Raw genomic sequence first — 12,374 nt, 5'->3', positions numbered from 1 at the left:
AAACTCTATGACAGCGGTTCAGTTCGTTTGCTCGGCGATGACGGTCCTGCAGCCGCGCTCGCGATAGCCGGCAAGGACGGCCGGGTCGGCATCGTGCTCGACCACCAGGCATTCGCAATGCGCCATCGGCAGGATGCCGTGGGGCGCAGCGGTGCCGAATTTCTCCGACGTCACGGCCACCAGAACTTTTCTGCTTTTCGACGTCGCAAACCGTTTGAACTCCGCATCCTCGAAGCCGAACGCTGTGATGCCGGCCTCGAGATCGACGCCGCAGGCGCCGAGAATGCAGAGATCCGGCGATATCTGTTCCATATCCCGTAGCGCCTTGGCGCCGAGCGCCCCGCCGGTCTGCCGGTCCACCATGCCGCCGATCAGGATGACGTTGACAGCGGGCTTGTCGATCAGCACTGCGGCGATTGCCGGCGCATTGGTCGCAGCCGTCAGTTCGAGTTCGGCCGGCAAGGCATTGGCAATCGCCAGATTGGTGCTGCCGGCATCGAAGAACACCGTCAAACCGGCGGCGATCTGATTTGCCGCGGCCTGCGCCAGTGCCTGCTTCCGGTCGGCGGCAAGGCCGATGCGCTGGGTCAGGCTTCCATATGCCGGCGCGACCGGCAAGGCGCCGCCATAGACCCGCTCGCAGAGTCCCGCCGCCGCCATCTCGCGAAGGTCGCGCCGCACCGTATCTTCGGAGACGCCGAATTCGATCGCAAGTTCCGCCGCCAGCACGCGGCCGTTCAGCCGCAGCCTCTCGGAAATCACACCTTGGCGCTCTCGCAACAGAAAATCCTGCATGTTTTTACCGGATTGAAGGTTGAATGATATGAAACGTGCATAAACGTTTATGACTGTGCATGCAACATGCACGGTCACACGTTTTCTGACCTGTTGAAATAAAGCAGCCCGCCAACGAGGCAAAATGGCCTGGCTGCAGGCAATTCGAGGCCCAAGCGGCCGCTTGAGAAAAATATTCGCACTTGCTGCTTTTATTCGCAGTTTCCTTCGCTTCCGACGCCCTAGTTTTCTGCGAACTATGGCGCATCCGCTAACAACCCTCCCAAGGATGGATAAAACAATGAACTGGTTGAAAACCGTCGCCGCCGCTGCCCTCATTCAGGCTGCTGCCCTCCTGCCCGCCCATGCCGGCGAAAACCTTGCCGCCATCAAGTCGGCGGGCGTCTTCAAAATCGGCACCGAGGGCACCTATGCGCCCTTCACCTATCATGACGAAAGCGGCAAGCTCGTCGGCTTCGACGTCGAGATCGGCGAAGCGATCGCCGCAAAGCTCGGCGTCAAGGCTGAATTCGTCGAAGGCAAGTGGGATGGCCTGATCGCCGGCCTCGACGCCAAGCGCTACGACACCGTCATCAACCAGGTCGGCATCACCGAAGCCCGCAAGCAGAAATATGATTTCTCCGCGCGACGATCAACGACAGCCTCTCCTTCCTCGACTTCAAGAAGCACAAGCCGGACGCGCCGGTGAAGATCGCCGCTGAGCAGGAAAATGCCGATTACTCCGGCATCATCATCCGCAAGGGCGAGCCGGAACTGCTCGCCGAAATCAACAAGGCGCTCGCCGACATCAAGGCGGACGGTACGTACAAGAAGATCGCCGACAAATATTTCGGCCAGGACGTTTCGAAGTAAGCTCGGGAAAAGTCCCCTCCCCAACCCCTCCCCACCCTCCCCAACCCCTCCCCACAAGGGGGAGGGGCTCCGCGGGGACCGCCTCATCTCAAAACAACCGTTTCGGCCCGCAGTTCAGCTGCTATTTCGTGCGGGGCGAGAGCTGGATAAGTCCCTCCCCCTTGTGGGGAGGGGTTGGGGAGGGGTATTCGAGATGTCACCCTAATCCACGAGAGGGAACATCCCTTGCCGCACTGGCTCCAACTGATGGCTGAATCGCTTCCCTCGCTCCTCTGGGCGGGATTGATCTTCACCATTCCCCTGACCCTGCTCTCCTTCTTCTTCGGCCTGATCCTCGGCCTGATCACCGCGATCGCCCGCCTCTTCGGTCCCGCACCGGTCGCGATCGTCGCCCGTTTCTATGTCTGGGTCATCCGTGGCACACCGCTGCTCGTGCAACTCTTCGTCATCTTCTACGGCCTGCCGAGCATCGGCATCCTGCTCGACGCCTTTCCCGCCGCCCTCATCGGCTTCACCCTGAATATCGGCGCTTACAGCTCCGAGATCATCCGCGCCGTCATCTCCTCCGTGCCCAAGGGTCAGTGGGAAGCGGCCTATTCGATCGGCATGAGCTGGCGTCAGGCGATGAGCCGCACCATCCTGCCGCAGGCCGGCCGCGTCGCCGTACCGCCGTTGTCGAACACTTTCATCTCGCTGGTGAAGGACACGTCGCTTGCCGCCGCCATCACCGTGCCGGAGCTCTTCCAGGCCGCGCAGCGCATCGTCGCCACCACCTATGAGCCACTGATCCTCTATATCGAGGCGGCGCTGATCTATCTTGTCCTGAGCTCCATCCTCTCGCAGCTGCAGGTGCGGCTGGAACGCCGCTTCGCGCGTTACGGCGGCATGCTGGAGGCAAATGCATGATCGAGCTTTCCAACATCGAAAAGCGCTTCGGCGACGCCATCATCCTGAAGGACATCAGCATTCGCATTCCCGAAGGCAGCGTCACCGCGCTGGTCGGGCCCTCAGGCGGCGGCAAAAGCACGCTGCTGCGCTGTATCAACCTGCTCGAAATCCCGACATCAGGTGCAATCCGTCTCGGCGAGGCAGAGCTTTCCTTCGCGCCCGGCAAACGCGTCGGCTGGCAGGCGATTCAGAAAATCCGCCGCCAGACCGGCATGGTCTTCCAGAACTTCCAGCTCTTCCCGCATCAAACCGCGATCGAAAATGTCATGGAAGGTCTGGTCACGGTGCTGAAATGGCCGAAGGAAAAAGCCCGCGAACGCGCCACGGAACTCCTGACCAAGGTGGGCATGGCACACAAGGCCGATGCCTGGCCCTCGACATTATCGGGCGGCCAGCAACAGCGCGTGGCGATCGCCCGGGCGCTGGCGCCGTCGCCGCGCGTGCTTCTGTGTGACGAGCCGACCTCGGCGCTCGATCCGGAACTCTCGGCGGAAGTGGTCGATGTGCTGGGCCAGCTGGCCCGGGAAGGCACGACCATGGTGATGGCGACCCATGATCTGCGCCTCGCCTCCAAGATCGCCAATGACGTCGTCTTCCTGGAAGCCGGCAGCGTGGTGGAAACGGGCAGCGCCAGAGCGATCTTCACCGCGCCTGAGCGCGAACGCACCAAGCGCTTCATCTCGACGATCAACGCGGCGCATACCTACGATATTTAAAACGGTGCCGGGCTGTCGCCCGGCACCGCCGGCATTTCGATCAAGCCGCCGTGACGACGGCGCGTGCGGCCTTCAAGGCGTTGCCCCACCAGGTCAGCTGGTCGAGCATGTTCTTGGCGGCTTCGTTGAGATGGGCGTAGTCCCCAAGCTGCTTGCCCTCCTTGAGAACGGCAAGATATTCGCTGAAGGCAATGTGAACGCCGGTCTTGACCGAAGCCGCGCTCATTTCGACGAAGATCAGGCGAAGCTGCTCGACGGCGCGCGCACCGCCAACGCCGCCATAGCCCACGAAGCCGACCGGCTTCTGGATGAACTCGCCGAGATCGATCGCGTTTTTCAGAACCCCCGTCGGCGCATGATTGTACTCGGCGACGGTGAAAATGAAGCCGTCGAATTCGCGCAGCTTCTTCTTCCAACGTTCGGCGGCTTCGCTTTCCGCCGTCGTTGCGCGCTCTTCGCCGAAGAAATGCATGGGATAGTCGAGAAGATCGAGAACCTCGACTTCGAGATCGGAGCGCTGGCCGACGAGCCCGGCGATCCACTTGGCCGGATGTTCTGCAAAACGGCCAATACGCGTGCTGCCGACGATGACGGCAATCTTCAACTTGTTCATGGAGAGGATTTCCTGGTTGGTCTTGGGGCGGATAATACGACCTGAAGTCTATGAGAAAGCCTCCTCACCGGGCAAGGCGAGGAGGCCGTAAACGCTTCGAAAAATCAGCTTTCCGACAGCCTGATCACACACAATCGGGTGATTGGCCGAAGCCTCCGGCAGCTGAACAAGCCTCTCGGCAAGGCTCAACCGGCATAGACGACAAGCAGGTCCTTGGCATCGATCTGGTCGCCGGCCTTGACGAGGATTTCCGCAATCGTTCCGTCCTTTTCCGCATGGATCGCGGTTTCCATCTTCATCGCCTCGATGGAGACGAGCACGTCACCGGCGCTGACGGCCTGGCCTGATGAGGCGAAGACGCGGCTGATGACGCCGGGCATCGGCGCGCCGACATGGGCACCATTGCCGGGCTCGGCCTTGCGGCGCACGGCAGCCCCCGTCGCCCCATGCGCCCGGTCCGGCACCTTGATGCGCCGCGGCTGGCCGTTGAGCTCGAAGAAGACGGTGACCATGCCCTGGCTGTCGGTGGCGCTCATCGCCTGATTGACGATGACGAGGGTCTTGCCCTTTTCGATATCGGCAAACAGCTCGTCGCCATCGGCTAGCCCGTAGAAATAAGCCGGCGTCGGCAGCACCGAGACCGGCCCATAGGTATCGGAGGCGAGCGCAAAGTCGGTGAAGACCTTCGGATACATCAGGTATGAGGCGAACTCGAAGTCGCTGACCTCGCGTTCCAGCTTCGTCTCGATGACCTTGCGCTCGGCATCGAGATCGGCTTCCTTCAGCAGCGAGCCGGGACGCACCGTATAGGGCTTTTCGCCCTTCAGTGCCTTCTTCTGCAGCGCTGCCGGCCATCCCGACGGCGGCTGGCCGAGATCGCCCTTCAGCATCGAGACCACCGATTCCGGGAAGGAGACTTCGCGCTCTGGGCTGACGACGTCGGCGACCGTCAGGTCCTGGCTGACCATCATCAGCGCCATGTCGCCGACCACCTTGGAAGAGGGCGTCACCTTGACGATATCACCGAACATCTGGTTCGCGTCGGCATAGGCCTGCGCCACCTGGTGCCAGCGGGTTTCCAGTCCCAGCGAACGGGCCTGTTCTTTGAGGTTGGTGAACTGGCCGCCCGGCATTTCGTGCAGATAGACTTCCGAGGCCGGCCCCTTGAGGTCGCTTTCGAAGGCCGCATACTGATTGCGCACCGCTTCCCAATAGAAGGAGATGCGGCGGATCCATTCCGGATCGAGGCCGGGATCACGCTCGGAACCGGAGAGCGCCTCGACGATCGAGCCGAGACAGGGCTGCGAAGTATTGCCGGAAAGCGCATCCATCGCCGCATCGACGGCATCGACACCGGCATCGACGGCGGCAAGAACGGTGGCGGCCGCAATGCCCGAGGTGTCATGGGTGTGGAAGTGGATCGGCAGGCCGGTCGCCTCGCGCAGCGCCTTGAACAGCACCTTCGCTGCCGCCGGCTTCAACAGACCCGCCATATCCTTGACCGCGATGATATGGGCGCCGGCCTTTTCGAGCTCGACCGCAAGCTCGGTATAGTATTTCAGGTCGTATTTCGGGCGGGCGGAATTGAGGATATCGCCGGTATAGCAGATCGCCGCCTCGCAGAGTTTGTTCTCCTCGGCGATCGCATCCATCGATACCCGCATGTTCTCGACCCAGTTCAGGCAGTCGAAGACACGGAAGAGATCGATGCCGCCTCTCGCAGCCTGGCGGACGAAGTATTTGACGACATTGTCGGGATAGTTGGTGTAGCCGACGCCGTTGGCACCGCGCAGCAGCATCTGCAGGAGCAGGTTCGGCGCGCCCTCGCGGATCAGCGCCAGCCGCTCCCACGGATCTTCGGTCAGGAAGCGCATGGAGACGTCGAAGGTGGCGCCGCCCCAGCATTCGAGCGACAGAAGGTTCGGCAGCGCATGCGCATAGGTGCCGGCGATCCTGGCGATGTCATAGGTGCGCATGCGGGTGGCAAGCAGCGACTGATGGCCGTCGCGCATTGTCGTATCGGTCAAAAGCACGCGCTTCTCATTGCGCATCCATTCGCCGAATTTCTTCGGGCCGAGCCTGTCGAGCAGCTGCTTGGTGCCGTCCTTGACGCCATTGCCGTTGGCATAGGGCACCACCGGCTTGGCGGCGTTGGCAATCGGCTTCGGCCGGTCCTTGGCCTCGGGATGGCCGTTGACGGTGACGTCGGCGAGATAGGTCAAGAGCTTCGTCGCGCGGTCCTGGCGCTTGACCTGCTGGAACAGCTCCGGCGTCGTGTCGATGAAGCGGGTGGTGTAGCTGTTGTCGCGGAATTTCGGGTGGCCGATGATCGCTTCGAGGAAGGTCAGGTTGGTGGCGACGCCGCGGATGCGGAATTCGCGCAGCGCACGGTCCATGCGGGAAATCGCTTCGGACGGGTTCGGCGCCCAGGCCGTCACCTTGACGAGCAGCGGATCATAATAGCGGGTGATGATCGCCCCGGAATAGGAGGTGCCGCCGTCGAGACGGATGCCGAAGCCGGAAGCCGAGCGATAAGCGGTGATGCGGCCGTAATCCGGAATGAAGTTGTGCTCCGGATCTTCCGTGGTGATGCGGCACTGCAGCGCATGGCCATTGAGACGGATGTCAGCCTGAGCGGGAACGCCCGATTCCGGCGTGCCGATCGCAGCCCCGTCGAGGATATGGATCTGCGCCTTGACGATATCGATGCCGGTGACCACTTCGGTCACCGTATGCTCGACCTGGATCCGCGGATTGACCTCGATGAAGTAGAATTTTCCGGTATCGGCATCCATCAGGTATTCGACGGTGCCGGCGCCGATATAGTTGGTCGCCGCTGCGATCTTCAGCGAATAGGTGGCGAGCTCCTGGCGCTGCGCCTCGGAAAGATAGGGCGCCGGCGCACGCTCGACGACCTTCTGGTTGCGGCGCTGGATCGAGCAGTCACGCTCGAAGAGATGCACGACATTGCCGTGTGTGTCGCCGAGGACCTGGCTTTCGACATGGCGGGCACGCTCGACCAGCTTTTCCAGATAGACTTCGTCCTTGCCGAAGGCCGCCATCGCCTCGCGCTTGGCCTCGGTCACCTCGCGGGCGAGATCCTTCGGATCGCGGATTGCGCGCATGCCGCGGCCGCCACCGCCCCAGGAAGCCTTCAGCATGACGGGATAACCGATCTCTTCGGCCATCTTCGCCACTTCGGCCATATCGTCCGGCAACGGTTCGGTTGCCGGCACGACGGGCACGCCGACCGAGATCGCCAGATTGCGCGCCGCCACCTTGTTGCCGAGCTGGCGCATCGTATCGGCCTTCGGGCCGATGAAGATGATGCCGGCCTTGTTGCAGGCATCGACGAATTCCGGGCTTTCCGACAAGAGGCCGTAGCCGGGGTGAATGGCGTCGGCGCCGGAAAGCTTGGCGACGCGGATCACCTCATCGATCGACAGATAGCTCTCGATCGGTCCGAGGTCGCGAGCAAGATGCGGGCCGCGGCCGACCTGATAGCTTTCGTCTGCCTTGAAGCGGTGCAGCGCCAGCTTGTCCTCTTCCGCCCAGATCGCCACCGTTTTTATTCCAAGCTCGTTGGCCGCGCGGAACACGCGAATGGCTATTTCAGAGCGATTGGCAACGAGTATCTTGGAAATGGGCAAAACGGTCTCCTCCGACGTTTAGACGCGAGCATGCTGCACCCGCGAAGAAAATTCTTAACTTCTTGTCACAGGAAGTTCAATTTCTCTTGCGACTGCGAAACGCACTTTCTCGCCATGCGAAGACATGTCGACTGGCAGTATGCAGCGATTTTGGCGAAATGGATAAGGAAATGCTCAGCTTATCAGGCCATGGCGGAAAGCGAGCGCCACCGCCTGCTGCCTGTTCTTTGCTTTCAGCTTGTTCTGCAGGCCGTTCATATACCAGTCGACGGTGTGGTTCGAGATCTTCAGCATCTTGCTGATCTCCATCGACGTCATGCCTTCGGCGAGATAATGCAGGATTTCCATCTCGCGCCGCGTCAGCGGCGTCTCGGCGGGCAGCACCGTCTCCAACGCCTCAGCCTCGCCTGTCAGCTCGAGCAACCGCCAGAAGGTCTTGCGCGCGACGGCCTCGAGCAAGGCGATCTCCACCGGCGACAATTCGATCGGTTTGCCGCCGAGACTGAGGCTGCCCAGAATGCCGTTGCGCCCGTGGATCGGAAAGAGATAGCCATCCTCCAATCCGTGGCCGAAGGCATCGACCATCATCTGCTCCATGCGGCGCCGATGCGTGCTGCCGTTGAACGCCGCCATACTCTCCCGCCAGCGGAAAGGCCGTTGCGCATGGGCGAGATAGCGCACCATCGGATCGATCCGGATATATTTTTTTGCGGCATATATCTGCAGCCATCGTTCCGGCCAGCGGCCGGCCAGCGGTGCGGCCCGCAATTCCGAATTCTGCTGCGCCGGTGTCTGCTGCAAATGGCGTAGCAGACCGTAATACTCGAAGCCGGAACCATGGAGGACCTGCTCGAGCTCGTTGACCACGGCGTCCGGATTTGGGCACTCTTCCAGAATTACAAGCACTTGAATCAAGGAATTGATATTCACAAAGCGCCCCTTGTCCGGACCTTAAGTCCGCATCCAGGCCGTTGGCGGCATTTCAATTTCATCGCGAAACGGTCTTTCAAAAATGCAGTCTTTAATTTCAATGCTGTGCTAAACATTTATTAAAATGCAAGCGCAAATTGTCTGGCATATAATCCCGCAGAAATTCGGTTGCCAGACCCTGATGCCGAAAAATGTGAGCAATCTTCACGCGATCCACTGCTCTATGCTATTGATGCAGCTCCGATTTCGTCGCAGCAGGCGATAGAGCGTTCAGCTTGATCTTTCCGCGGGGTGAGCTCTGAATGATCCGTTAATCGCCGGTTCAGGTAGCCTTTTGTAGCATCGCATCATTCCCGTTTTCGCAGATGCACAAGAGGTTAGACGTGTCGCTATTCAAGGTCTATGCAAGAGCTCTGCGCTATCTTGGCGCCTACAAGCTCCGCGTATCCCTGGTCGTTATCGCCAATATTGTTCTGGCGACCATTACCATTGCGGAACCGATCCTGTTCGGTCGCATCATCGATGCGATCTCGGGCAAGGGTGAAGTCAAGCCCATCCTGTTCATGTGGGCGGGCTTCGCCGTGTTCAACACCGTTGCCTTCGTCCTGGTATCGCGCGAGGCCGACCGGCTTGCCCACGGGCGGCGGGCTACGTTGCTGACGGAGGCTTTCGGCCGGATCATTTCCATGCCGCTCGCCTGGCACCACCAGCGCGGCACCTCCAACGCGCTGCATACGCTGCTGCGCGCCTGCGAGACGCTGTTCGGCCTCTGGCTGGAATTCATGCGCAACCATCTGTCGACGGTCATCGCGCTTGCTCTGCTGATACCGACCGCAATGTCGATGGACCTGCGCCTTTCCGCCGTGCTCATGGTGCTCGCCATCGCCTACTGGCTGATCGGCCGCGTCGTCATGAGTCGCACCAAGGACGGCCAGGCTTCGGTCGAGAACCACTACCATACCGTCTTCTCGCATGTCAGCGACTCGATCAGCAACGTGTCCGTGCTGCATAGCTACAACCGCATCGAAGCTGAGACCAAGGCGCTGAAATCCTTCGCTAACCGGCTGCTCGAAGCGCAGTATCCGGTGCTCGACTGGTGGGCGATCGCCAGCGCGCTGAACCGCATGGCCTCAACCATCGCGATGATGGTCGTCCTGATCATCGGCACGATGCTCGTCCAGTCCGGTGAGCTGCGCGTCGGTGACGTCATTGCCTTCATCGGCTTTGCCAACCTGCTGATTGCCCGCCTCGATCTGATGCGTCAATTCGCCACGCAGATCTTCGAGGCCCGTTCCAAGCTGCAGGACTTCTACACGCTCGAGGATTCGGTGCGTGAACGCGAAGAGCCGGCCGGCAGCGGTGAGATCAAGAACGTCAAGGGTGCAGTCGAATTCCGCGACGTCTCCTTCGGCTTCGGCAACAGCTCGCAGGGTCTGCACAATGTCTCCTTCTCGGTGAAGGCCGGCCAGACGGTTGCCATCGTCGGCCCGACCGGCGCCGGCAAGACGACGCTCGTCAACCTGCTGCAGCGCGTCTACGATCCGCAGGGCGGCCACATCCTCGTCGACGGCACCGATATCACCAAGGTGACCCGCAAGTCGTTGCGTCGCCATATCGCCACCGTCTTCCAGGATGCGGGCCTGCTGAACCGCTCGATCAGCGACAATATCCGCCTCGGCCGCGAGGGTGCCAGCGAAGAGGAAATGCGCCGGGCGGCCGAAGCCGCCGCCGCCGCCGACTTCATCGAAACCCGCGAGGATCGTTACGATACGCATGTCGGCGAACGCGGCAACAAGCTCTCCGGCGGCGAGCGCCAGCGCATCGCGATCGCCCGCGCCATCCTCAAGGACGCGCCGATCCTGGTGCTCGACGAGGCCACCTCGGCGCTCGACGTCGAGACTGAAGCCCGCGTCAAGGCAGCGATCGACAATCTGCGTGAGAATCGCACCACCTTCATCATCGCCCACCGTCTGTCGACGGTCCGCGAAGCCGACATGGTGCTCTTCCTGGACAATGGCCGCGTCGCCGAGCAGGGCAGAGGGGGTGCCATACGCCGCCACGTCGCCATTCCCGCGATTGACCACCCTGGCGATCTTCCTACCTTCCGCCTTGTCCAAGCATCGGGGGGAAAGCCCATGAAGGTCCTGCGCATCGTTGCCAATATTGCGGCACCCGACATCACGCCGGCCCGGCGGTTCTATCAGGATATCCTCGGCCTCGACGTGATCATGGATCACGGCTGGATCACCACCTTCGGCGCCGCCAGGCCTATGAACGTTCAGGTGAGCATCGCCAGCGAAGGTGGCTCCGGCACGCCGGTGCCGGATCTCTCGATCGAAGTCGACGATCTCGATGCTGCTTTCGCGGCGATGTCGGCCGCCGGTTTTCCGATCGAATACGGCCCGGTGGACGAGCCCTGGGGCGTCAGGCGCTTTTATGTCCGCGATCCCCTGGGCAGGCTGGTGAACATCCTCGTTCACAAAAACTGAGCCGGCGGGCATGGCCCGCCGGCTCACTTCTATCCGTTCTCCAGGCAAAGCCAGCTACTATTTCCGATTGGTCCGGCGATAGGTGTTTGCCGCCCCGCCGATCCGCACGGGCACCGGGACGGCGGCAACCTCGCTGACGAGCTTGCTCTTGACCTTGCCCTGCTGACGCTTGTGCTCGAGATAGTAGGCATAGCTGAATTGCGTCGCAATACCGGCGATGACGAAGATCGGGCCGACCAGCGGATCCTTGTTGGTGATGTAGAGCACCACCTGGCCGACCATGGCGAGGATCGTGCCGGCGACAAAAATGTTGAGCGAATGCCGGCCGAGGATCGTCAGCGGGTGGTCCGCGGGACGCCGCAGGATGCGGGAGAATGCGGGGATGCTGATAATCAGATAGGTCAGCGCCAGCACATGCAGCAGCCGCGGCAGCGACAAGAAGGTCTTGTCGAAACCGGTGATAACAGGCGGCAGGCCAAGCGCTGCCAGCGAGTTGCCGAAAATCCAGAGATGACCTGTCACCCAGACGAAGGACAGCATGACGTAAGCGGCGGCGACGCCTAGCAATAGCGGATGCCGCGGGATCCGGCCGCCGCGCTTGATATGCAGGATCGAGACGATGCCGATCGAAAATAGGAATTGCCAAGAGAGCGGATTGAGGAACCAATAGCCTTCGATCAGCATGTTGTGCGGCGCCACCTGATAAATGCCGGCGAGCAGCCAGACCGTGCCCGAGACGGCAAGCGCCAGCAGCGGGCTTCGCTCGTTCAGGAGAAGGAGGATCGGCACCATCAGCAGCAACGCCCCGTACATGGGCAGGATATTGTTGTAGCCGATCTGGTGGCCGAGCAGGAGCAGCGCCGGGATACCGTCCTTGAGGTTCATCAGCACCGCCAGAATATTGATTTCGACAAGAAGTCCGGGCCGGTGGAACAGCCAGGCGCCGCAGATGAACAGCGCCAGCGTCATGAATGTCGTGATCATATGGGCGAGGTAGAGCGTGAAGGCCCGCTTTGCCGCCTTGATCGCCATGCTGAGCCGGTTGCCCGGCTGAAAGCGGCTCCCGTAAGCAAGGCCGACGGCAATGCCGGATATCAGCACGAAGGCCTCGGCGGCATCGGAGAAGCCGAAATTCTTCGTCGTCGCATATTCGAAGAACTGCCCGGGAACATGATTGATGAAGATCATGATCAGGGCGAGGCCACGCAGCACGTCAAGCCGTGTATCGCGCCCTGGCGCAGCTGGCGATAGGGAACTGCGCTCGGCGCCGATGGCTTCGGTCAGCGTGCTTGCCATGGGGTGTCTCCTGTTATCCGATTTGCAAACGCGACGACGGCCAAAAGGGTTCCCTTTTGGCCGTTCGCGAATCGCCGTGATGTCT

8 protein-coding genes and 2 pseudogenes are annotated in these 12,374 nt (G+C 61.2%); 5 read left to right on the top strand and 5 right to left on the bottom strand.

Annotated features, from left to right (window positions below; all coding sequences use genetic code 11):
• Positions 1–18 precede the first annotated feature (18 nt).
• Entirely contained in the window at positions 19–795 is a 777-nt protein-coding gene (locus tag N2597_RS19585) for a DeoR/GlpR family DNA-binding transcription regulator (protein ID WP_077992301.1), read from the bottom strand.
• A 280-nt stretch (positions 796–1,075) separates the two neighbouring features.
• On the opposite strand from N2597_RS19585, the pseudogene N2597_RS19580 reads away from it, so the two are divergent.
• The 3 genes and pseudogenes from N2597_RS19580 to N2597_RS19570 all read left to right on the top strand — a co-directional run bounded on the left by N2597_RS19580 (position 1,076) and on the right by N2597_RS19570 (position 3,311).
• Positions 1,076–1,647 (top strand): annotated as a pseudogene (locus N2597_RS19580) (transporter substrate-binding domain-containing protein).
• Positions 1,648–1,872: 225 nt separating this feature from the next.
• Positions 1,873–2,553 carry an amino acid ABC transporter permease gene (locus N2597_RS19575; protein ID WP_183597825.1) on the top strand — a complete coding sequence of 227 codons (681 nt, stop codon included), beginning with the start codon at positions 1,873–1,875 and terminating at the stop codon, positions 2,551–2,553.
• Positions 2,550–3,311: an amino acid ABC transporter ATP-binding protein gene (locus N2597_RS19570; RefSeq protein WP_096762083.1), complete on the top strand. Its 762-nt coding sequence runs from the start codon at positions 2,550–2,552 to the stop codon at positions 3,309–3,311. The genes N2597_RS19575 and N2597_RS19570 overlap by 4 nt, the downstream gene beginning before the upstream one ends.
• 40 nt (positions 3,312–3,351) lie before the next feature.
• On the opposite strand, the gene N2597_RS19565 is transcribed toward N2597_RS19570, so the two are convergent.
• The 3 genes from N2597_RS19565 to N2597_RS19555 all read right to left on the bottom strand — a co-directional run bounded on the left by N2597_RS19565 (position 3,352) and on the right by N2597_RS19555 (position 8,504).
• Positions 3,352–3,924: an NADPH-dependent FMN reductase gene (locus tag N2597_RS19565; RefSeq protein ID WP_038691928.1), complete on the bottom strand. Its 573-nt coding sequence runs from the start codon at positions 3,922–3,924 to the stop codon at positions 3,352–3,354.
• Positions 3,925–4,109: 185 nt separating this feature from the next.
• Positions 4,110–7,574, bottom strand: coding sequence for a pyruvate carboxylase (pyc, locus tag N2597_RS19560; RefSeq protein WP_183597823.1), 3,465 nt, complete (start codon positions 7,572–7,574; stop codon positions 4,110–4,112).
• 174 nt (positions 7,575–7,748) lie between these two features.
• A complete protein-coding gene (locus N2597_RS19555; RefSeq protein WP_077992294.1) occupies positions 7,749–8,504 on the bottom strand; it encodes a helix-turn-helix transcriptional regulator in 756 nt (251 codons plus the stop codon).
• A gap of 383 nt (positions 8,505–8,887) precedes the next feature.
• On the opposite strand from N2597_RS19555, the pseudogene N2597_RS19550 reads away from it, so the two are divergent.
• A pseudogene (locus N2597_RS19550) lies at positions 8,888–10,540 on the top strand (glucan ABC transporter ATP-binding protein/ permease); the annotation flags it as partial.
• A gap of 99 nt (positions 10,541–10,639) precedes the next feature.
• On the top strand, positions 10,640–10,993 hold the full coding sequence (locus tag N2597_RS19545) for a VOC family protein (protein ID WP_096769745.1): 354 nt from the start codon (positions 10,640–10,642) through the stop codon (positions 10,991–10,993).
• A 57-nt stretch (positions 10,994–11,050) separates the two neighbouring features.
• Here N2597_RS19545 and N2597_RS19540 read toward each other — a convergent pair whose 3' ends face one another.
• Positions 11,051–12,289: an OpgC family protein gene (locus tag N2597_RS19540; RefSeq protein WP_096762079.1), complete on the bottom strand. Its 1,239-nt coding sequence runs from the start codon at positions 12,287–12,289 to the stop codon at positions 11,051–11,053.
• Positions 12,290–12,374: the final 85 nt, after the last annotated feature.

Origin of the sequence: Rhizobium sophoriradicis, from assembly GCF_025200795.1 — a bacterium.
Taxonomy (GTDB): Bacteria; Pseudomonadota; Alphaproteobacteria; order Rhizobiales; family Rhizobiaceae; genus Rhizobium; species Rhizobium sophoriradicis.
Note: the sequence above shows the minus strand (reverse complement) of the source record. Positions and strands in the feature narration are given on the sequence as shown.